This is a genomic window from Novosphingobium sp. BL-A-41-Hi4A-0G, assembly GCF_055521735.1.
Genome location: NZ_CM145501.1, coordinates 2,320,556 through 2,341,523, shown reverse-complemented (window position 1 = coordinate 2,341,523; position 20,968 = coordinate 2,320,556). Strand labels below are relative to the sequence as shown.

Genomic DNA, 20,968 nt, shown 5'->3' with positions numbered 1-20,968 from the left:
CCGCATATATACTTGGACGGGGCCGAAGCCGTATGCCGTTGCGTGTCCGCTGCCACTCCTGGCCAGTGGTTGCACAGTAAAGACAGCTACCGAGGCCGTCGCTTTCTTTCCTGCCAACCGTTGCTCGACGTCCCCTTGTGAGGCACATACATTGCCGCTGCACCGGGGGTATGGTCTTGAATCATCAATCGCTTTCAAATTTCATCTGGTCCGTCGCCGATCTTCTGCGCGGCGATTACAAGCAGTCCGAGTATGGGCGGGTCATCCTGCCGTTCACGGTGCTGCGCCGTCTCGACTGCGTCCTCGCTCCGACGCGCGAAGCAGTGCTCAAGGAAGCCGAGGCGGGGCGGCCCGATCCCTTCCTGCTGCGCGCCGCAGGACAGAGCTTCTTCAACCGCACCAACATCGACCTCGCCAAGCTCGTCGGTGATCAGGACAACATCGGCACGAACCTGCTCAGCTACATCCAAGGCTTCTCGCCAGCGGTGCGCGACATCTTCGACCAGTTCGAGTTCGCGGCACAGATCGACCGCCTCGCGAAGAACGGCCTACTCTATCAGGTGACCGAGCGGTTCGCGGGGATCGACCTGCACCCTTCGCGCGTCGACAACAACCAGATGGGTCTCGCCTTCGAGGAGCTTATCCGCAAGTTCGCGGAAATCAGCAACGAGACTGCCGGTGAGCACTTCACCCCGCGCGAGGTGATCCGCCTGATGGTCAACCTCCTGTTCGTCGAGGACGACGACGTCTTGTCGAAGCCTGGTGTTGTCCGTTCTATCTATGACCCAACGGCGGGCACCGGCGGCATGCTGTCGATTGCAGGGGAGTATCTGTTCGAGCACAACCCGCAGGCGCAGCTCACCATGTCGGGGCAGGAGCTGAACCCGGAGTCCTACGCGATCTGCAAGGCCGACATGCTGATCAAGGGGCAGGACATCTCGCGTATCGTGCAGGGCAACACCCTGTCGGACGATGGGCATCCCGGCCAGACGTTTGACTATATGTTGTCTAACCCTCCCTTCGGGGTGGAATGGAAAAAAGTCCAGAAGGCGGTGCAGGACGAGCATACCCGGCTTGGCTTTGCAGGGCGCTTCGGTCCCGGCCTGCCGCGCGTGTCCGATGGCTCGCTGCTGTTCCTGATGCACCTGCTGTCGAAGATGCGACCGTGGACCGAGGGCGGCTGCCGGTTCGGCATCGTGCTCAATGGCTCACCGCTGTTCACTGGCGGCGCTTGCAGTGGCGAGAGCGAGATCCGGCGCTTCGTGCTTGAGAGCGACCTGCTCGAAGCGATCATCGCGCTTCCGACGGACATGTTCTACAACACCGGCATCGCAACCTATGTGTGGGTCCTGTCCAACAAGAAGCCGGCCGAGCGAACTGGCAAGGTCCAGCTGATCGATGCAAGCGGCTTCTGGCAGAAGATGCGCAAGTCCCTGGGCAGCAAGCGCAAGCAGATGAGTGAGGACCACATCCGCGAGGTCACGCGCCTGTTCGGTGCCTTTGTCGAGGCGCAGCTGGCAACGGTGCTGGATGCCAATGGCAAGGAGGTCGCGCGCGAGGTCGTGACTGCAGGTGAGGCGCCGCCGCAGGCACCCGAAGGCGGCAAGGTGAAGCTGAGCCCGCTCTCCCGCATCTTCGACAACAAGAGCTTCGGCTATCGCACGATCACCGTCGAGCGGCCCTTGCTGGACGAGAGCGGCAAGCCGGTGCTGGGCCAGAAGGGCAAGGCCAAGGGCAAGCCACAGGCCGACAGCGCTCTTCGCGACACCGAGAACGTGCCTCTGACCGAGGATGTGGAAGCCTACTTCGCCCGCGAGGTGAAGCCTCACGCGCCCGATGCCTGGATCGATCACGAGAAGACCAAGATCGGCTACGAGATCCCGTTCAACCGGCACTTTTATGTGTTCGAACCGCCGCGCCCGCTGGCGGAGATCGATGCGGAGCTTGTCGAGGTGACCGCGCGCATTCAGGCGATGCTGACGGAGCTGGCCGCGTGAGTGTGCCGGCCTATGCGGATTACAAGGACAGTGGCGTGCCGTGGCTCGGTGTGGTGCCGAAGCATTGGCGCGTGGCAGCTATAAAATGGATGGTCGATGATTATCGGCCAATCACCTACGGTATTGTGCAAGCAGGGCCAGATACTCCTGATGGCATACCATACGTTCGCCCCGCAGACATGACAGCGGAGAATGGTGTGGCAGATATGAACTCAATTTTGCGGACCACGCCAGAAATTGCTGCTCCTTACCAGCGCAGCGTTATCCGCGCAGGTGATTTGATATGTTCGATTGGTCCAAGCTTTGGGAAAGTGATGGTTGTTCCTGATGAACTCGATGGCGGGAACTTAACACAGGGCACTGCTCGTATCGCACCAAAGTCGGAGATAGATCAGCGATTTCTCTTTTGGATACTGCGTTCGCGCGAAAGTGTAGCTCAGTGGGAAAGCTCAATTGGCGGGGCGACATTTCGCGCCCTTAATCTGGAACCACTTGCAAATACCCTTGGTTGTCTTCCGCCCCTAGACGAGCAGAAGGCCATCGCTACATTCCTCGACCGCGAGACCGCGAAGATCGATGGGCTGGTGGCAGAGCAGGAGCGGTTGATCGCGCTGCTAAAGGAAAAGCGGCAGGCAGTGATCTCCCACGCCGTCACCAAGGGCCTCAACCCCAACGCCCCCATGAAGGACAGCGGCATCGAATGGCTGGGGGAAATCCCGGCGCATTGGGAGGTAATTCGGGTCGCGAGCCTCTATCGCGAAGCTGCACGGATTGGTTCCGAAGATCTGCCGATCCTTAGCGTATCGATTCATCGAGGTGTGTCGGACTTCGAAATCCCCGATGAAGATATGGAGCGCAACGTAGCTCGGAGTGAAGACCGCACGAAATACAAACGCGTCCAGCCAAACGATCTTGTCTACAATATGATGCGTGCGTGGCAGGGTGGCTTTGGGGCGGTCCAGACCCATGGACAAGTGAGCCCTGCCTATGTTGTGGCTGAGCCGCTCAAGAAGCTGCGATCGGAGTATGTCGAGGCTCTGCTGCGCACGCCGTCGGCCGTCGAGGAAATGCGACGCCGTTCTCGCGGGGTGACTGATTTCCGCCTGAGGCTCTATTGGGATGAGTTCAAGGATATGAAGGTTCCATGGCCGCCTGAAGACGAGGTGGACAAAATTCTGGAGGAGGGAGCCTCATTAGCTCACCGATTCACTGCGCTTGAGAAGGCATCGCAAAGTGCCATCACCCTCCTTCAAGAACGCCGCGCGGCGCTGATCTCCGCCGCCGTCACCGGCAAGATCGACGTGCGGGGGCAAGCTGCCAACGCCGCCCTGGCGCCTTTGGTCGCTGCGCCGGTAGAGCGCGTGCTGCCGTCGTTGCGAGCTGTCGTGGGTGGCGTTGTAGTGCTTAAACTCGGTCAAATGGGGCGCATGGCGGTCATGAAAGGCGGCTACCTCGCCGAGGCCCACTGCGGCTTGAACGAAATCGGAGGGCGCTATGAACGCTATGCTGCTGGGCCCTATGATAGCAGTTTGATCGCGGCCATGGAGCAGGGCGCATTCGAGCTGTGCGGCATAACGACGGATGGACCGGCTGAGGTAGGCGAACGGGTCACTTACAACGTCCCGAGGGCCGCTTGTGCGCCGGCCGAAGAGCTTCGCGCCCTGGCCGGGGAAGATCGCTCACAGCGCCTGTCGCGGCTCCTTGCGGACCTGGGCGGCATCGGCCGGGACGGCGTGGAAGCGGTCGCAACAATCTATGCGGTCTGGAATGACCTTCAAGCCGCCGGATTGCCAGATGATGACGATGCGATCTTCAGGGGTGTGCTCACCGAATGGCACGACGAGAAGGCAAGAAAGTTCAAGCGGGACGACCTTGAACACTGGATCGCCTGGATGCGCCGCAATGGTCTTGTCCCCAACGGCACCGCTCCCCGCACGGACCGACAAGGCGCACTGCCGTTATGAGCCGCACAATCGGACGCAGCCTTGAACTCTACTACATCGACGGGCGTCCCGATGGGATGCTGACCGCCGAGATGTTCAATTGGACGGGGCATGTGCTCATGGCTCCCCGCACTCAGATACCCGCCGCCTTGGCTCGCGAGGAGGCAAGCTACGCGGGGATCTACCTTCTGTTGGGCGAACGCAATGGGGAGCCCCTCGCATACATAGGTGAGGGCGAGGACATCTCAGCTCGCATCAGGAGCCACGACCTGAAAAAGGATTGGTGGACCGATGCCGTGCTCGTGACCGCCGCTGCGAACAAGCTCAACAAGGCACATGTCAGGTTTCTCGAAGCACGGCTCATTGAAGCCGCACGAGCTGTCGGCCGCATGCCCTTGGACAATAGCACTTCGCCTCTCCCGCCCTCGCTGAGCGAAGCAGATGTCGCGAAGATGGAAGCGTTTCTAGAAAATCTCTTCATCGTGCTTCCTGCCGTGCGCGTGGACATGTTTATTCAAAAGGCCCGGCGTGAAGTGCCATCTCAAGTTGTCGACGCAGGAACAAGTGCCGGGTCCAGAAGGGTAGCTGCTTTTCCTGGAGGCGAAATAATGCGCGAAGGCGTCCACTTCACCCTCCACCTGCCGCGTAAGAACTTCCGTGCGGATGCTGTCCTGAATGACCGCGGAGAGTTCGTGGTCCTTGCAGGCTCTCAAGCCCGAGAACCAAGAGAGCTTGGCAGCTATCGCAGACTCTATGACGAGTTGCTCCGAGCCGGTGTGATCGCCACCGAGGCGGACGGCCAACTGCGGTTCGCGAGCGACTATGCGTTTGGAAGCCCAAGCGCGGCAGCATCGGTGGCGAATGGCACGTCGACGAATGGTCCGGCGCACTGGAAGCACAGCGATAGCGGCGAGTCCTATCAAGCTTGGGAGGCGAGGCGCGTGAACCCAGAAGCAATTGCTGCCGAGGCGCTTCGGGAGCTGGGCCTGTGAGCATCCACAAGGAGATCAGTTTCGAGGACGAGATCTGCGCCGATCTCGAGGCGTCGGGCTGGCTCTACGAGCAGGGCTCTGCGGTGTGCTACGACCGTGCCCGCGCGCTCTACCCAGAAGACCTGCAGACCTGGCTTGAGGTGTCTCAGCCAGACGTCTGGCAAGCACTGCAGAAGTCGCATGGTCTCGCTGCGATAGAGGTGCTGTGCGACCGTGTGCGCAAGTCTCTCGACGACCGGGGCACGCTCGACGTTTTGCGCTATGGTATCGAGATGATCGGTGTGCGTGGACTGGTCAGCCTGGCGCAGTTCGCACCGGCATCCGGCATGAACGCCGCGATCGTCGCCCGCTACAAGGCCAATCGCCTGCGCGTCGTGCGCCAGCTGCGCTATTCGCGCGCGAATGAGAACTGCATCGACCTTGGCCTGTTCATCAATGGCATTCCCGTCGCCACGGTGGAGCTGAAGACCAACTTCACTCAAACCATCGCCGACGCCATGGACCAATACAAGTTCGACCGCCCAGTGCGCGGCGAACCGCTGCTGACCTTCGCCACCGGTGCGCTCGTCCACTTCGCCGTGAGCAACCGCGATGTGATGATGACCACTCGCCTCGAAGGCGGCGCGACCCGCTTCTTGCCCTTCAACCGTGGTAATCAAGGCGGTGCAGGAAACCCCGCCGACGGTCCCGGCCATCCAACTGCCTATCTGTGGCGAGAGGTGTGGCAGCCCGACAGCTGGCTGGAGATCATCGGCCGCTACATGATCGCCAAGCGCGACAAGAAGAAGCAGATCAGCGGGCTGATCTTTCCCCGCTACCACCAGCTCGACGCCACGCGGAAGCTGCGCGCGCAGGTCAAGGCCGAGGGCGCCGGAGGGCGCTTCCTGATCCAGCACAGCGCGGGGTCGGGCAAGACCAATTCGATCGCCTGGTCGGCGCATTTCCTTGCCGATCTCCACGACGAAACCGATGCCAAGATCTTCTCGAGTGTCATCGTCGTATCCGACCGCAACGTAATCGACGCGCAGCTCCAAGAGGCGCTGTTCGAGTTCGAGCGGACCAAGGGGGTCGTCGCCACTATCACCAGCGAAGGCGGCAGCAAGAGCGCAGCGCTCGCCCAGGCTCTGGATGCGGGCAAGAAGATTATCGTCTGCACCATGCAGACCTTCCCGTTTGCGCTCGAAGCCGTGCGTGAGCGCGCTGCAACCCAGCACAAGCGCTTTGCGGTGATCGCCGATGAAGCCCACAGCTCGCAGGCGGGTGAGACAGCATCAAAGCTCAAGGCTGTGCTCTCGCCGGAGGAGCTGGCTGAGCTTGGTGATGGCGGTGAGTATGCGGCCGAGGACATCCTCGCGGCGCAGATGACCGCACGCGCCGCGAAGGACGGGGTGACCTACGTTGCCTTCACCGCCACGCCGAAGACCAAGACGATGGAACTGTTCGGCCGGCGTCCCAATCCTGACGCACCCGCGGGTCAAACAAACCTCCCAGCCCCTTTCCACGTCTACTCGATGCGACAGGCGATCGAGGAAGGCTTCATCCTCGACGTGCTGAAGAATTACACGCCGTATCGCCTCGCCTTCCGGTTGGCGAATGGTGGCGAGGAGTGGGACGAGCAGGAAGTCGAGAAGAGCGCGGCCATGAAGGGCATCATGCGCTGGGTCCGGCTGCACCCCTGGAACATCTCGCAGAAGGTCCAGATCGTCGTTGAGCACTTCCGTGAGAACGTCGCTCCGTTGCTTCAAGGGAAGGCCAAGGCGATGGTCGTGCTTGGAAGCCGCTTGGAGGCCGTCAGGTGGCAACTGGCGATCGACAGCTACATTCGGTCACAAGGATACCGCATGAGCACGCTGGTGGCGTTCTCCGGCGACGTGAACGATCCAGACGGGACAGGCGAACCCCTCACCGAAACCAGTGCCAAGCTCAACCCGACGCTGAAGGGACGCGACATCCGCGATGCCTTCACGGACGAGGACTGCAAGATCCTGCTGGTGGCGAATAAGTTCCAAACCGGCTTCGACCAGCCGCTGCTGTGCGGCATGTATGTCGACCGCCGCCTTGCCGGCATTCAGGCTGTCCAGACCCTGTCGCGCCTCAACCGTGCGCACCCCGGCAAGGACACGACCTACATCCTCGACTTCGTGAACAGCTCCGAAGAGGTGCTGCACGCTTTCAGGCAATACCACGAGACCGCCGAGATCGAGGCCGAGACCAATCCCGACCAGATCTTCGACATCCGTGCCAAGCTTGATGCATCAGGTCATTACGACACCTACGAGGTCGAGCGGCTGGTCGCGGTAGAGCTTGACCCCACGGCCACGCAGGGGCAGCTGGTGGCCGCGCTGGAGCCAGTAGCTCAAAGGTTGCTCCATCAGTTCAAAGGCGCTCAGGAACGCCTTAGGACCGCTCTGGAGGCCAAGGACAAGACCGCCGAACAGGACGCGAGGGACGAGATGAACGCCCTCACGTTGTTCAAGAACGACATGGGCGGATACGTCCGCCTCTACACCTTCCTGTCGCAGATCATCGACTACGGTAGCACCGACATCGAGAAGCGGTTCCTGTTCTACAAGCGCCTGATCCCGTTGCTGCAGTTCGGCCGTGAGCGTGATGGCGTCGACCTGTCAGGCGTCAAGCTGACGCACCATAACCTGAAGGACCAAGGCCAACGCAACTTGTCGATCGGTGGAGAGGACCGACCGAAGCTACCGCCGATAACCGGCGTGGGTTCGGGTGCGTTACACGAGAAGGAGAAGGGTAAGCGCCGACGGAAGGCGGCGTTGACGTAAGTCTATTTGGCCTTCCGCGGGCGCGGCGCCCATTTCTTTGCCAGCGCTGCTAAGCGGTTATGGATCATGTCGATGTCGGGCTGAGCATCGGTATCATGGTCGTCCCCCAGGGCTTCCAACGCCTCTTCATGGTATTCATGTGTCGGATCGGCCAGGGCTTCCAGCTTCTCGGCATAGCCCCAAGGTCCGCCTGAGTCCTCTGGCGGTCGCATGCCGGTGGCTGCGAGCAGGCGAGGATAGCTGCCTTGGGGCTCGGCCGGAGCGATGCCCTGGATTTTGACGCTGTGCTCCCAGGCATCACCGAAGTCGTATAGGTATCGGAAGGACTTGCCCCGCATTCCCTCTAGAGCCTGACCCAGGGTCGCCTTGCGGGCATCGAGCGGACCGCCAAAGCCATATTCGGGATCTGGGATGCCGAAGCCCGTGCGACCGAACGTCAGTTCCCACAGATGACTGTCCGTCCACGCCAATGCCGCCTGGAAGACGCTGTGCAGACGATCGAGCCGGATACCCAGCGGCACTTCGATTACGCGGCTGACGGCCGGCGTCACGTCGTCTAGGGTGATTGTCATCCGCACGATGAAGGCGTTGCTCAAGCAGCATACTCCAGGTTCTGGACCTCTCTCGCCGCATGCCAGTTCCATGGCAGCAATTCGTCGATCCGGTTGATCGGGTGGTTGCCGATACGCGCGATGACGTCGGTAAACCAAGCCTCGGGTTCCACGCCGTTCAGGCGGCATGTCTCGACAAGCGAGTAAAACAGGGCCGAAGCATCTCCGCCCTTGGTCGAACCGACGAACATCCAGTTGCGCCGACCAAGAGCAACGCCGCGCAGGGCATTTTCGACCAGGTTGTTGCTGATCTCGAGCAGGCCATCGTCGCAATAGCGGATCATCGCCGCCCACCGGTTGAGCGGATAACGGCAGGCCTTCGCCAGTGCGCTGTCTGAGGACAGCCCGCGCATCTGTGCTTCGAGCCAGGGCCGTAAGGCAGCCAGTTTAGGGGAGGCCTGCTGCTGGCGGACCTGTCGTCGTGCATCGGGTGGTGCGCCCTTGATGTCGCGCTCGATCGCGAACAGCTCACCAATCCTCACAACGGCTTCAGCCGCGACTGGCGACGGGTTCTTTTCCAGGATGTCAGTAAACTTGCGCCGCGCATGTGCCCAGCAACCCACCTCGGTCACGCCGCGCGGGGCCTTCGTCTTGGGGTCACGATACAGCGCGTTGTAGCCGGCATAGCCATCCGCCTGGAGGTATCCCTGATATCCGGCGAGATGGGCTGCGGGATGCTCGCCGCCGCGGCCGGTGGTGAAGCGGAACACCACAGCGGGCGGGCTCATGTCGCCGCTCGAACGACCATCGCGCAGATAGACCCAGAAGTAGGCAGTGTGGCTGCCGTCCTCACCCATGAGCAATGTGACCGGCGTCTCGTCACCATGGATCTTGGGAGCTTGGAGGACGTAGGCGAGCAAGCGTTCGCCGAGCGGGGCCATCAACCAAGCCAGCTTGCGGGACCAACGCCCCATTACATCGCGATCGATGTCCACGCCCTGGCGACGCAAGATCACCGACTGGCGGTGCCAGGGTTGATGATCCACGAAGCGGCTGACGACCAGATGCGCAAGCAGCGCGCTGCTCGCCATGACCTTGGGCAACGGCAGCTCAATGGCCGGAGCCTGGCGGATTGTCTCGCAAGACCGGCAAGCGATACGAGGGCGAACATGGCGCAGGACGCGGAAGCGGGCCGGCACATAATCCAGCACTTCGGTGACGTCTTCGCAGATGACGGTTTCCACGCCCCCGCAGCCACAGGGCTCTGGGCGATGCTCCGTCGTCAGGCGCGGGACGTGCGCCGGGATCGGCGTCCGGGCTCCAGCCTTGCGTGCCGATTTCAGCTTTGACGATGTGGCTACGTCGTCATTGGCCGGCTCCGGGGTCTCGACCTCTTCGAACATCAGGCGCAGTTGCGCGATATCCATCTTTTCGGAGCTGCGACCGAACTGGACGCGCAGCAGCCGGGCAAGGCGATGCTCCAGCTTTTCGATCGTCAGGCTTTGGGTCTTGACGGTATGCTTTACCGCCTTCAGCTCGGCCCGCTCTACCTCCATGGCTTCGGCCATCTCCCGCAGCATTTTCTGCAGGAGAACCGGGTCTGTGGGAAGGCGATCAAGGTCGAACCGCATGCCCGGAACTATAGCGGAAATGCCTTCCCGATCCTACCTAAAACCGCAGTTTTTCGTGACTTTTCCGCTCATGCGAGTGTCGGTACGAGCACCTCGTTGTGAATGATCGCCTGCCTCCAATCGAGGCCTTCAATCAACATCGCCAACTGTGCGCCCGAGAGCCGAGCTGCCGCCCCCTCCTGGGTTCGGGGCCACACGAACTTTCCACGCTCGAGACGTTTCGCGTACAGGCAAAGCCCTGACCCGTCCCAGACCAGCGCCTTCAGCCTGTCACCTCTTTTCCCGCGGAACAGGAATACTGCACCAGAGAATGGATCAAGCTGCAGGATATTACGAACCTGGGCCGACAGCCCGTCGAAGCCTTTGCGCATGTCGCACGGTGCCAGCGACAGATAGATCTTGGCCGACGGCGGCAAGGTCAGGCTCACCGTTCAAGCTCCCCGACAATCTCGAGAACCAGTCGCAGCGCCTGTGGGTCAACCAGCCTGTCCACCGAGACCGTGAAGCCGTCGCCTCGCCGGATGTCGATCCGGCCAGCTTCAGGCGGTTTGCCTGCCGGCTCGGGCTTCACCAGTTCAACTGGAACAAAACCCGCCATCGCCCCGCGCAGCAATTGCTTGCGCCATGTGTAGAGCTGGCCTGTTCCGATCCCATGCCGCCGCGCCACCGCCGCAACTATGACGCCGGGCTGCGTCGTCTCCTTCAGGATCGCGAGCTTCTCCTCGTCGCTCCAATGCCGCCGCCGCTCGACACGTACGACCGCTCCTCCATCCCGACGAGCGCCCATACGAGGCTCGTTTGACTGCTCGATATCCACTCGCAAGGCCTCCATTTGCCCCGCGAAATCTACGCCATCCCAATCCTGCGCAAGGCCGGGTTCCGGCGGCGCTTACGGAGAAGGCGCTGCTCGCCGAGATCATCGCGAAGGTCAACGACCTGTTCGAAGGCGACCTCACCGACGGCGACCAGTTGGTCTACGTCAACAACGTGCTCAAGGGTAAGCTGCTGGAGTCCGAGGCCCTCCGCATGCAGGCCAAGAACAACACCAAGGCTCAGTTCGCGGCCTCGCCGACGCTCGACGATGAGTTCATCAATGCGCTCATGGATGCGCTGGCCGCACACGAGGTTATGAGCAGCCAGGCCCTCAACAGCGCCAAGGTGCGCGCCGGGCTGAAGGAAATTCTATTGGGACCAGGACAGCTGTATGAGGCCCTGAGGGCTGAATAGCCACGAGCCGCATCGGTGCCCCGCTGCAACCGCGCAAAACAAGAGCTCCGCAGTCAGTCTTCTTGCTACCGTGGTATTTCCTGCCGCACCATTTCCGGCCCAAAAGATTTTCTGGTTGCAGCGCAGTCTAGCACTCCGTTGAGGTTCAGTTTCAGACACGCCGCAAAGCTGCAAAAACAAAAAATAAACATTACCGAGCTCGGCGAGCTTGTATCCAACGTCGTAAGACGGCGGATACCGCAGTATGGGAATCATCTCTAAATCCAAGCATACTTTTGGAATACATTGATTCTATAAGTAACGGAAAAGAAAGGACCATGCGGGGAGGGGGTGGTCAGGAGGGGGTAAATCCATTCTCTTCAGGAGGGGGTGGGCTCCAAAGCGAACGAAGGTAAGTCGCGCGATCAGCTTCGCTGGCCTCCTCGGCGTGCTGGTCGTCAAAGTCGTCCCGCTGATCCTGGTGCGCTCCGATCTCCGAGATGCAATCCATCCTCGACCACGTCCCTATCCGGTGCATCTCGTCGATCCTGCTCAGGTCTGACCGCAACCTTGCTTTAAGCGCGTCCGGCGACTTTCCTTGATCCCGGCCGTAGTCGCGAAGGAAGCGTGCGACGTATGCGGCGCTGACTTTGCGATTCATGGATCGGAGTAGCACCGACGCTAGCCATGCGTCGGCGGTAAACCTCGCGGTTGCTTCAAGGTGGGCCGCAGGGATCTTGCTCACCGATAGCGGCGCGCCGCCACTCTCCCACAGGGCACACAAGCTTGCTTCGCGTGATTGCCTCTCCTGAATGAGTGCTCGTAAATCAGCCTGCTGTGGTAGCTGCTGACGAATGAGGAGCGAACGGCGCTTTGCCTCTCTTTGCTTGCGTTTAAAGCGAGTGAACCGCCCCGGCTTTCCCGGAGGCTCCTATCTGTGAGAAGGAGCCACGATGAGCGCTACAAGGAACAAGTTCTCGCCTGAGTTTCGCGACCGTGCGGTGCGGATGGTGGAGGAGCACCGGGGAGATTACCCGTCGGAGTGGGCGGCGATGACGTCGATCGCCGGGAAGGTTGGCTGCACGACCGAGACACTGCGCCGCTGGTGCCGTGAGGAGGCGAGCCGACGAGCAGGGCCAGCGGCGCAGGCTGTCAGTGATCGTGATCGGGTCAAGGCCCTGGAGCGCGAGGTCAAGGAACTGCGCCGGGCCAACGAGATCCTTCGCAAAGCCTCGGCATATTTTGCGCAGGCGGAGCTCGACCGCCACGGCAAATGGTGATGTCGTTCATCGACGCTCACCGGAAGGAATTGGGTATCGAGCCGATCTGCCGGGAACTGGCAATCGCCCCTTCCTCCTACCACGAATATGCCGCCCGCCTTGCCGATCCCGGCAGGCGCCCCGCCCGTGTCCGGCGCGATGACGAGATGCGCGAGGCGATCAAGCGCGTCCACGAGAACAGCTTTGGCCTCTATGGTGCCCGCAAGGTCTGGCACCAGATGCGCCGCGAGGGGATCAAGGTGGCCAAGTGCACCGTCGAGCGGCTGATGCGCACCATGGGCCTGGCAGGCGTGCGCCGGGGCAAGACGACGGTGACGACCATCAGCAACCCCAAGGCACCGTGCCCGCTGGACAAGGTCAACCGCGAGTTCCGCGTCAGCCGGCCCAATGCGCTGTGGGTGGTCGACTTCACCTACGTCCATACCTGGGCCGGGTTCGTCTATGTCGCGTTCGTGATCGATGCCTTCGCCCGCCGGATTGTGGGCTGGAAGGTCAGCACCAGCGCCACGGCGGGCTTCGTACTGGATGCCCTGGAGCAGGCGATCCATGCCCGCAGGCCAAGTCCAGATGATGGCTTGATCCACCACAGCGACAGGGGCGTTCAATACCTGGCGATGAACTACACGCAGCGTCTGGCCGAAGCCAACCTCGTGCCGTCTGTGGGCAGCGTCGGCGACAGCTATGACAACGCCTTGGCCGAGACCATCAACGGTCTCTATAAGGCCGAGGTCATCTGGCGGCAGCGCTCATGGCCGAGCGCATCGGCCGTGGAAATGGCAACGCTGCGCTGGGTGGACTGGTTCAACAATCACCGCCTGTTCGGACCCATCGGGCACATCCCACCCGCCGAAGCCGAAGCCAACTACTATGCGGCCAACGAGACCCTCGATATGGTCGCATGACTCAATTGAAAATGCCTCCGGGAAAGCCGGGGCGGTTCAACCTGTGCGAGGACGTGAGGATGAATGTCAGCAGAGAAGGAGAAGCCACCACATCCGAGGCATGCCATGAAGCCCAAATGCAATTGCATGTATTCCGTGAGATCGTCCCATTGAGGAAGCATGAGCTCCCAGGGTAGGCATTCGTTACCTTGGTGACAGTAACCTGACTCCGTCTGGTAATAATTTTCCATAACTAGCAAGGGGTCGGGCCGCTCGCCTACGAGGCGGCAAAGATCGATCCGCAGCGCTCGAAGCGCGAGGAGATCCTGCACGATCGCACGTTCGCGCCGTAGTGCCTGAGCCTGCTTTTGCCTGATCCGCCGCACAGGTGGCTTGCTGCGGCGTGGACCGGGCAGATCTCGCAACCGGACTGGCGAGATGCTTCGGTAATCCATCTGTCACTCCGTCTTGGGGCGCCTCCATTGAGCGCCTGCGACGGGCGACTACAGTGCTATATGTGTGTTTGTCAACACTCATGTGTTCTAAATAAGATCGAACAGCTCTTGGCGTTCAGTGGCGCTCAGCCCGCGCTCCTGGATGTGAGGGAACTTGCGCCGTAGCATCTGGACCACCGGTAGTTCGGAAAGGGACAGCCACCTCCTTGACGGATCAGGATCTGCAACAACTTCCCTCAGGACCTGCTTCTTGGCTGGGGTGAAGGTGGCCAGGTCCTCGCCGGCAATCTCTTGGAGGTCTGTGACAAAGCCGGTCGCATCACTAGCTTGGCTCTGCGCGAGCAACTGCCTCGCCCGCCCCTCAAGCCTTTGATCTATCGCCGCGAGTAGGAAGGCGGCGGGGTCGAGACACACTTCCTTGGCGATTGCCTCGACGCGGTCGATTGGTATCGGAACGCGCCCACTTGCCATGTGACTGAGGACCACTGGTTGCTTATATCCAAGCCGCGTTGCGACCGTCCGAGCTGAGACGCCCTTTTCGCCCTTCAACCGTGCGAGGCCCGAGCGGAGCATTGCTGCCGCCTTGGTGTCGGCGTGTGGGAAATTGTTCTCCGCGTTACTCGTCATGATTGCCCTCTTGCTATTTGCGCATATGTGTGTAAAAAAGAACACATAATGTCTGAGAAACACCAATATGCCATCACTGCCGGCACAGGTCGAGTAATAGGTGCGGTCAAGCGCTCGAGAGAGGCAATGCTAGGTCTAGCACTCCACATCGCGGAGGATCCTCTGCGAAGGTCCTCAAGCTCGTCCAGGCAGCGCGGGTCTGACTTGGTGAGGCTTAGCACTTGCCCCGTAGTCACGATTGGATTTGAAAACATGGCCAACATCAACCTACTGACCGAGCCCGAAGTGGCTAAAATCCTGCGTATGAGCCAGCGCTCAGTGCGCAATGCGCGCGAGCGCGGAGATCTGCCGCATTTGCGGATTGGCCGACTTATTCGTTACCGCGCCGACGATCTCGAAGGATTCCTCACCGTCGCATCAATTGCTGCCACCAACGAAGGAACAAAACAAGAACAAAATTTGCGTCGTGTGCGGGCTCCGTCTCGCCCCAAAATCCGACCATTCACGCAGGGGCCTGCCAAGCAGTGACAGTCTACAAGAAGGGGAAATTCTTCCACTACGACTTCCAGTTCCAAGGCGTGCGTTATTGCGGCTCCACGGGCTGCACTACCAAGCGAAAGGCCGAGGAGTTCGAGAAGCGCGTGCGTGATGAAGCGGCTTTGCCGTCTCGCCAGCGCCCTGCGATCACCGTCGACGAGGCATGCGGCCTTTATCGCGAGAAGGTCGAGGATCAGACCTCTTGGCCCACGACAAGGTATATCCTAGCGGCGGCTGTTACGGGCCTGGGCCCGAACCGACTTCTCGCTGACGTGTCTCAACGCGATCTTCAGCTCTACATCGCCAAGCGCAAGAAGGGGCGCGCGCCATCTACGATCAACAGGGAGATCGATGTCCTGAGAGCAGTGTGGGCCCACGCAGACGCAACCCGGTTTCACATCGGTGAGCGACCCGAGTGGCGCAGTTTGAAGTTGAAGGAGACGGCGCGCCCCGAGCGGGAACTAAGCCTCGATGAGGAACGCCGTCTGTTCGCTGTTTTGCGCGAAGATGTGTGCGACGCCGTTGCATTCCTGCTCAAGTCGGGCTGGCGCAGAAACGAAGTGCTTAACCTTCGGTGGAAGGATTGCGACTTCACCGCTCGAGTGGCGTTCACCCGGATCAAGGGAGGTGACGTGGTGAGGCGACCGCTTACTGATACCTTGGTGTCGCTGATTGAAAGACAGCCTCAGGTATCGCAATTCGTGTTCACATACGTCTGCCAACGGTCGAGCAAGAGCCGGAAGGCAGGGCAACGCTATCATCTGACCGCAACCGCGCTTCGCAACCCCTTTGGCAAAGCCTTGAATGAAGCTAAGATCGAGGAATTCCGTTTACACGACCTGCGACACACGCGCGCCACGCGGATTGTCAGGAACACGGGTTCACTGCTCTCGGCGAAGGCTGCGCTTGCTCACCGCAGCATCGCGACCACGCAACGCTACGCTCACGTGCTCGACGAAGACACCCGGAAAGCACTCGACGACAGCGAGTCCCGAAATAGTCCCGAAGCGGGTAGCGTGAATGTTTGAAAAAGCTAGATTTTGTGGGTGTTTTTAGGGTTTCGCGCATCACCGTGTAAACGAGATGCTCTACCAACTGAGCTAAGCGCCCCGGCGTGCCGGAAGCGGGCTATTGCTAGGTTTTTCGGGGTTGGTCAAGGGTTGCCCGGCATGAACTGGTTCAGGCATGCCGGGCTGGCTTCTCAGGCAATCCCCTGCTTGCCGGGCGAGAGGATGTGGTTGGGGTCGAGCGCCTGCTTGAGGCGGGCGTTGAGGGCGCGGTTGGCATCGCCATATTGCTGGGCGACGAGGTCCATGGTGTTGACGCCAGTGCGGTAGCTGGCCCAGCCGCGCTCGCCGAAGCGGGTGATCATCTCACGGATGCAGTCGTCGGCCTTCTTCTCCTCGACTGGATCTTCCTTGTCATACTGGATGAAAATCAGGTGGTGCAGTTCGCGCCCGCCGATGGCGTAGGCGACCGAGTAGTCGAAGCCGTATTTGCCGAGGACTTCCTTGGCGAGCTCGGTTTGCTGCTGCGTCTCTACGCCCTTGGCCGGGGCGACCGGCGCGAAGCAGCACATGCCGCCGCCGCGCCAGCGCATGATGCCCTTTTCTTCAAGCGTGAGCTGGCCCGACATCAGGTTCTTGTGGTGCTCAAACCACAGGTTGCCGCCCATCTCCTTTTCAGTCAGCACTTCGCCGCCCGAGGCCTCGAACGCACGGCGCACGATCGGTTCGACCGCAGCGATGATCTCGTCGGTGCCATAGAGCGCGAAGTAGGTGTTCCACATGCCAAGGCCTTGGCTTTTCGCAAAGTCGCGCACGACATCGTCGGGGATGCTCTCCGGCTTGTCCCACAGCTCCTCGCGGCGGTGGAACATCGCAATCTGGTAGGCCGCGCCCATCATCAGCACGACGTTGGGGATGAGGTTGTTCATGCGGAACGGGCGCATGGCGTCGACGATCTTCGAGACGTCGCCCATCTCGTTGTGGCGGACCATGAACGGCTTGAACGCGGGCGGCTTGGGCATCAGCCAGAAGCCGAGCTTGGTGACGATGCCGAAGTTCGACTGGGTGAAGATGCCGTCGATGTAGGGACCGTAGCCCCACTTGAACGCCTGCCAGGTGGTGGAGTTCTTGACGCTGCCCATGCCGGTTCGGACCACCGTGCCATCAGCGAGAACCACTTCCATGCCGCACTGCATGAAGAAGTGGTCGCCATAGGGCGTGTAACCGACCCCGCGCTCGAGCGTATTGCCGAGCGGCGAGACGATCGGGCCGACTGTCGGCACGTCGAGCCAGAACGGCAGGTTGTGCTCGTCGAGGTAGTCACGCAGGTCCTGGTAGGTGACGCCGGGTTCGACCAGCGCGGTGCCGAGTTCAGCGTCGATCTCGATGATCCGGTTCATGCGCTTGAGATCGAGGATCATCTGGCCGCTGCTGGCAGGCGTGGCGCAGCCATAGCCCATGTTCTTGCCGGTGGAGACGGTCCACAGCGGGAGCTTGTATTTGTTGGCGATCTTGAGGATCGCCTGCACTTCCTCGACCGAGGCCGGAGCAACCGCACCCGAAGGCACATGCTCGTGGCGCGGATCGGGGGTGAAGCTCTTGGCGTAGGGCAGGGTGCTTTCAGGATCGGCGAAGACCCATTCGGCCCCCACCACGGCGCGCAGCTCCTTGCAGGCGGCGGCAAAGGCACCCTTGTCGAGATGGACCGGCAATTGGCGCGGGCCGTCTAGCGGCGAGGCGAAAGCGCTCGATCCCAGCATGGCGGCCCCTACGGCCCCGGTGCGGATCACGTCGCGGCGGCTGATACCGGTCATTCGCCCTTCTCCTTCGGGTCGGCTTTCGAGGCATTGAGCCACTTGGCGAGGGCTTTGAGTTCCACGTCGCTGATCTCGGTCGGGCGGAAGGCGACCATGCCGCGCGGGCCGGTGCGGACGTATTGCTCGATAATCTCGGGCGGCAACCCGCGCCCGCGGATGATCGGCGCCACGTGCTGGCCGTGGCAGTATCCGCAGGTCTTTGCATAGATCGCTTCGGGTGGCCTTGGAGCGGTGGTGGCCGCGGGAGAGGCAGCGGCAAGCGCCGTCGTGCCGATTGCGCCCAACATCAGGCTGGTGCCGATCCAAAGGCGCGGACCTGTCAAAGCCGCCATTCCCGTTTCTCCCAAGTTCCGGCTCTTGTCGGCCGGACACGGTTGATCTCTTCAATCCGACAATATGTCCGATTGAAGTTGGGTATTTTCAATCTTGCAGATCGTCAAGTTGATTCTGGGATGGAGGCCAATGCCGGAAGTGGGCGGTTGGCAATCTCGGCGGCTATTTCTGCGCTAACACCAAGGCCGACGAGGATCATCTGCGCAATCCGTTCGGGATAGTCGGCGCTTTTGTCTTCCCGCAGCATCGTCGCGAATGCAGCTATGGTCGTGCCCAGAATGGCGTCCCGGCCCAGAGCGCTGTCATCTATGGAAAGCTGCCCCGCGGCGATGGCCTGGGCGACGGTTCCCTCAGCCTCGCGGAAGGTTTCCGCGCCGAAGATCACGCCGTTGGCACTCAGGTTGATCATCGAGCGGCCCCAGCCCGGCACTTCGCGCACGCGGTGGAGATAGAAGCGGATGGCGACGGTGATGCGTTCGCGCGCGTCTTCCAGCAGCGAGATGGTGTGGCTCACCGCGCTGAGGAAATCGTGAGTCACTTCATAGCTCACCGCCTCGCGCAGTTCGGCCATGCCCGAGAAGTGATCGTAGAATGTGGCGCGGGTTATCCCGGCACGCTGCGAGACGTCCTCGATGCGGGCATAGAGGCCATCCTCCTCGCCAAACAGTTCGAAGGCTGCGGCGATGACCTTGGCGCGGGTCTTTGCGCGGCGCTGGCGGCCAAGCTCGAGCCTGCGCGCCTTGTCCGACCTTCCGTCTGGCCTCCCGTCGGCCTTTCCCTCTGTCACACTTTACCCCGATTGCTGTAGTGGGGTTCTTAAACCGATCTGACAGTTTGCAAAATCGGGAAATGGCGGGCGGGAAGCTGCTCCCGCCCGCGCATCGATCAGAAGCGGGCGCGCACTCCGGCATAGGCGGCGCGGCGTTCGACCGGGTAGTAGATCGCGCTTGCCGTGTTGGCGGAGATCACGGCGGCAATGTCGCCCACGGCCTTCTTGCCGGTGATGTTGCGCAAGTCAGCGAACAGCTCGACCCCTGATGCGACCGTTGCGCCCGCACTGAGCGAGAGCAGCGCGTATCCCTGCGTGCGGACCGTATTGCGGTAATCGGCAAAGGCGCCTTCGGGCACCCATTCCACGCTCGGCGCGATGTGCAGTGCTTCGCGTCCGATCCGCACTTCGCTGCGCAGGACATGGCGAGGAATCACGGGCAGGCGGTTGTTGGCAAACTGCACGTCGCCACGGAAGCGGAAGTCGGAGTATTGCCAGATCTGGCGCAGGCGCAGCCAGTCCAGAGGCGCCCATGAAAGGCCCGCCTCGATGCCCTGATGGCGGGTCTTGCCCGCGTTGAAGGTGGCTGCCGGAATGCCGACGTTGGCGTTGGGTGTGTATTGCAGCATCTCACCGGTCAGGTCGGCGCGATAGGCCGAGATGTCCCACTGCACCGCGCCAATCCGACCACGCGTGCCGATTTCTGCCGTCCATGCACGTTGAGGGCGGACGGGTACGAAGGCGGCCTGCTGGGCGAGTTCGACGAAGGTCGGGAATTCGGCAGAGCGGCTGTAATTGGCATAGACCTGCATGTCATGCGCTGGCCGCCATAGCGCGCCGAAGCGGGGCGAGAAGGCATCGAACGAGGCTCTGCCGGTGACGGCAGAGGGCACTTCGCGGACCTGCTCGCGCCAGCTATCGGCATAGATGCCACCCGCGATCAGGGTGAGGCTCTCGACTGGCGAGACGCGCACCTCGCCATAGAGGTTGGACGTGCGCGCCTTCTGCACGGCGCGGAAGGTGAGAGCGCCGCGTTTGCCATTGTTGTTCACGAACTGGCGCGCGCGAGTGATGCCCCAGCGCGATTCCCCGCCGATGGTTAGCGAGACGATGCCTGCTTCCCACTCGCCCCGCGCGAAGAGGCCGCGATCCTCGGACTTCTGGTCGATCACCATGAAGATCGGGTGGTCGAGTTGCCTGGTATTGAAGAATGTGCCGAACTCAAGCGTGCCGCTGCCGAGATCGAGCGTGGTGCGGTTCTGCAGGCGCAGCGAATCGATGTTGCGCGCCTGATCGCCGACGATGTTGCCCTTGCGCGGGTTGTCGATCGCATCGGTGAGGCTCAGCGCCCCGGGCAGCTTCTGGCGGATCGTATTGGCGCTGGCATAGAACCGCGTGGAGATGCCTTCGCCCAGCCTCAGCCCGACATTGCCATTGAAGCGCAGCGAGCGCCGCGTCGCATGAATGCGGTCGCCATCGTGGCGGTCGGCGCTGATCGCGGCCCAGGCGTTGGCGCGCTCGTCCCCGAAGCCTGCCGAGACAAGGCCGCGCAGGAAATCGAACGAACCGCCATCGAGCCGCGCATAGATGCCGTGCGCTTCATCGCCACGCGGGGTCACCCCGTTGATCGCGCCGCCCAGCGTGCCCGAGCCAAAGCGCAGCGCATTGGCACCGCGATAGACTTCGAGGTGATCGAGGAAGATCGGTTCGAGTTCCTGGAAATCGCCGTTGTCGTCAGCCAGATTGATCGGCACGCCATCCTGCAGCAGCGTCAGTCCGCGCATGTGGAAGCTGCGTGACAGGCCGGAACCACGGATCGAAATGCGCACCTCCTGCCCGAAACGCGGCTGGGTATAGACGCCGGGTGAGAAGGCGAGCGCATCGCGCAGCGATACGACGGTGCGGTCGGCATAGTCCTCGTAGGACACGACATCGGCCCCTCCGGGCGTGGCGGCAACTTGCGTTTCGGCCACTTGCGCCTGCGCGTTGCCGGTGACGATGATGACGGGGTTCGCGTCTTCCGCATGGGCGGGGACGGACAGGGAAAGCGCAACGGCAAGCGGAGCCGTTACAATAGCTTGGGAATTCATCGGAATGTCTTTCTGACAATCGCCGCCAACCGCTTGAAGGGGGCGGCGATGCTGGATCGATTG

The 20,968-nt window shown here is 61.5% G+C and carries 17 protein-coding genes and 1 other annotated feature; of the genes, 8 read left to right on the top strand and 9 right to left on the bottom strand.

Annotation, left to right across the window (positions count from 1 at the left end):
* Positions 1 to 176 precede the first annotated feature (176 nt).
* From ACZ1JX_RS11330 to ACZ1JX_RS11315, 4 genes are read left to right on the top strand one after another with little or no spacing between them, the layout of a single operon-like run.
* Positions 177 to 1,997 (top strand): type I restriction-modification system subunit M, encoded by a 1,821-nt coding sequence (locus ACZ1JX_RS11330; RefSeq protein ID WP_465123653.1) that lies wholly within the window; start codon positions 177 to 179, stop codon positions 1,995 to 1,997.
* Positions 1,994 to 3,961, top strand: coding sequence for a restriction endonuclease subunit S (locus tag ACZ1JX_RS11325; RefSeq protein WP_465123652.1), 1,968 nt, complete (start codon positions 1,994 to 1,996; stop codon positions 3,959 to 3,961). Before ACZ1JX_RS11330 ends, ACZ1JX_RS11325 begins: the two co-directional genes overlap by 4 nt.
* The gene (locus tag ACZ1JX_RS11320; protein ID WP_465123651.1) at positions 3,958 to 4,932 is read left to right on the top strand and encodes a GIY-YIG nuclease family protein; all 975 of its coding nucleotides are present in this window, start codon (positions 3,958 to 3,960) and stop codon (positions 4,930 to 4,932) included. The genes ACZ1JX_RS11325 and ACZ1JX_RS11320 overlap by 4 nt, the downstream gene beginning before the upstream one ends.
* Positions 4,929 to 7,721 (top strand): type I restriction endonuclease subunit R, encoded by a 2,793-nt coding sequence (locus ACZ1JX_RS11315; RefSeq protein ID WP_465123650.1) that lies wholly within the window; start codon positions 4,929 to 4,931, stop codon positions 7,719 to 7,721. Before ACZ1JX_RS11320 ends, ACZ1JX_RS11315 begins: the two co-directional genes overlap by 4 nt.
* 2 nt (positions 7,722 to 7,723) lie before the next feature.
* Here ACZ1JX_RS11315 and ACZ1JX_RS11310 read toward each other — a convergent pair whose 3' ends face one another.
* The 4 genes from ACZ1JX_RS11310 to tnpA form a co-directional block, all read right to left on the bottom strand.
* Entirely contained in the window at positions 7,724 to 8,317 is a 594-nt protein-coding gene (locus ACZ1JX_RS11310) for a plasmid pRiA4b ORF-3 family protein (RefSeq protein ID WP_254895250.1), read from the bottom strand.
* Entirely contained in the window at positions 8,314 to 9,903 is a 1,590-nt protein-coding gene (tnpC, locus tag ACZ1JX_RS11305) for an IS66 family transposase (RefSeq protein ID WP_084281523.1), read from the bottom strand. The genes ACZ1JX_RS11310 and tnpC overlap by 4 nt, the downstream gene beginning before the upstream one ends.
* Positions 9,904 to 9,971: 68 nt before the next feature.
* Positions 9,972 to 10,331: an IS66 family insertion sequence element accessory protein TnpB gene (tnpB, locus tag ACZ1JX_RS11300; RefSeq protein WP_368655956.1), complete on the bottom strand. Its 360-nt coding sequence runs from the start codon at positions 10,329 to 10,331 to the stop codon at positions 9,972 to 9,974.
* Positions 10,328 to 10,690, bottom strand: coding sequence for an IS66-like element accessory protein TnpA (tnpA, locus tag ACZ1JX_RS11295; protein ID WP_217806662.1), 363 nt, complete (start codon positions 10,688 to 10,690; stop codon positions 10,328 to 10,330). Before tnpA ends, tnpB begins: the two co-directional genes overlap by 4 nt.
* An 11-nt stretch (positions 10,691 to 10,701) precedes the next feature.
* Here tnpA and ACZ1JX_RS11290 point away from each other — a divergent pair, with 11 nt between their 5' ends.
* Positions 10,702 to 11,130 (top strand): hypothetical protein, encoded by a 429-nt coding sequence (locus tag ACZ1JX_RS11290; protein WP_465123649.1) that lies wholly within the window; start codon positions 10,702 to 10,704, stop codon positions 11,128 to 11,130.
* A gap of 932 nt (positions 11,131 to 12,062) precedes the next feature.
* Positions 12,063 to 13,291 (top strand): IS3 family transposase gene (locus ACZ1JX_RS11285; protein ID WP_465123188.1). Its coding sequence is split into 2 segments (ribosomal slippage): positions 12,063 to 12,351 and positions 12,351 to 13,291, totalling 1,230 coding nucleotides; the frame shifts between segments, so codons are not numbered across the junction.
* Positions 12,344 to 12,458 (top strand) — a sequence feature (AL1L pseudoknot). (Overlaps the previous gene by 115 nt.)
* Before the next feature lie 521 nt (positions 13,292 to 13,812).
* On the opposite strand, the gene ACZ1JX_RS11280 is transcribed toward ACZ1JX_RS11285, so the two are convergent.
* Positions 13,813 to 14,352, bottom strand: a complete 540-nt coding sequence (locus tag ACZ1JX_RS11280; RefSeq protein ID WP_465123648.1) for a hypothetical protein — start codon at positions 14,350 to 14,352, stop codon at positions 13,813 to 13,815.
* A 252-nt stretch (positions 14,353 to 14,604) separates the two neighbouring features.
* On the opposite strand from ACZ1JX_RS11280, the gene ACZ1JX_RS11275 reads away from it, so the two are divergent.
* Both ACZ1JX_RS11275 and ACZ1JX_RS11270 read left to right on the top strand, forming a co-directional pair.
* A complete protein-coding gene (locus ACZ1JX_RS11275; protein WP_465123647.1) occupies positions 14,605 to 14,880 on the top strand; it encodes a helix-turn-helix domain-containing protein in 276 nt (91 codons plus the stop codon).
* Positions 14,877 to 15,917 (top strand): tyrosine-type recombinase/integrase, encoded by a 1,041-nt coding sequence (locus tag ACZ1JX_RS11270; protein ID WP_465123646.1) that lies wholly within the window; start codon positions 14,877 to 14,879, stop codon positions 15,915 to 15,917. Before ACZ1JX_RS11275 ends, ACZ1JX_RS11270 begins: the two co-directional genes overlap by 4 nt.
* Before the next feature lie 173 nt (positions 15,918 to 16,090).
* Here the strand turns inward: ACZ1JX_RS11270 and ACZ1JX_RS11265 are convergent, their stop codons facing one another.
* The 4 genes from ACZ1JX_RS11265 to ACZ1JX_RS11250 all read right to left on the bottom strand — a co-directional run bounded on the left by ACZ1JX_RS11265 (position 16,091) and on the right by ACZ1JX_RS11250 (position 20,905).
* Positions 16,091 to 17,710, bottom strand: coding sequence for an FAD-binding oxidoreductase (locus ACZ1JX_RS11265; RefSeq protein ID WP_465123645.1), 1,620 nt, complete (start codon positions 17,708 to 17,710; stop codon positions 16,091 to 16,093).
* Positions 17,707 to 18,045: a c-type cytochrome gene (locus ACZ1JX_RS11260; protein ID WP_465123644.1), complete on the bottom strand. Its 339-nt coding sequence runs from the start codon at positions 18,043 to 18,045 to the stop codon at positions 17,707 to 17,709. The genes ACZ1JX_RS11265 and ACZ1JX_RS11260 overlap by 4 nt, the downstream gene beginning before the upstream one ends.
* A gap of 104 nt (positions 18,046 to 18,149) precedes the next feature.
* A complete protein-coding gene (locus ACZ1JX_RS11255) occupies positions 18,150 to 18,833 on the bottom strand; it encodes a TetR/AcrR family transcriptional regulator (RefSeq protein ID WP_465123643.1) in 684 nt (227 codons plus the stop codon).
* Positions 18,834 to 18,931: 98 nt separating this feature from the next.
* Positions 18,932 to 20,905 carry a TonB-dependent receptor family protein gene (locus tag ACZ1JX_RS11250; RefSeq protein WP_465123642.1) on the bottom strand — a complete coding sequence of 658 codons (1,974 nt, stop codon included), beginning with the start codon at positions 20,903 to 20,905 and terminating at the stop codon, positions 18,932 to 18,934.
* Between the last annotated feature and the right edge of the window lie 63 nt (positions 20,906 to 20,968).

What these genes read in the sequence shown, in the direction of transcription:
- ACZ1JX_RS11275 (WP_465123647.1), top strand. Translation starts at nt 14,605, where the DNA reads ATGGCCAACATCAACCTACTGACCGAGCCCGAAGTGGCTAAAATCCTG.
- ACZ1JX_RS11260 (WP_465123644.1), bottom strand. Translation starts at nt 18,045, where the DNA reads ATGGCGGCTTTGACAGGTCCGCGCCTTTGGATCGGCACCAGCCTGATG.
- tnpA (WP_217806662.1), bottom strand. Translation starts at nt 10,690, where the DNA reads ATGGGCGCTCGTCGGGATGGAGGAGCGGTCGTACGTGTCGAGCGGCGG.
- ACZ1JX_RS11250 (WP_465123642.1), bottom strand. Translation starts at nt 20,905, where the DNA reads ATGAATTCCCAAGCTATTGTAACGGCTCCGCTTGCCGTTGCGCTTTCC.
- tnpC (WP_084281523.1), bottom strand. Translation starts at nt 9,903, where the DNA reads ATGCGGTTCGACCTTGATCGCCTTCCCACAGACCCGGTTCTCCTGCAG.
- ACZ1JX_RS11265 (WP_465123645.1), bottom strand. Translation starts at nt 17,710, where the DNA reads ATGACCGGTATCAGCCGCCGCGACGTGATCCGCACCGGGGCCGTAGGG.
- ACZ1JX_RS11280 (WP_465123648.1), bottom strand. Translation starts at nt 14,352, where the DNA reads ATGACGAGTAACGCGGAGAACAATTTCCCACACGCCGACACCAAGGCG.
- ACZ1JX_RS11320 (WP_465123651.1), top strand. Translation starts at nt 3,958, where the DNA reads ATGAGCCGCACAATCGGACGCAGCCTTGAACTCTACTACATCGACGGG.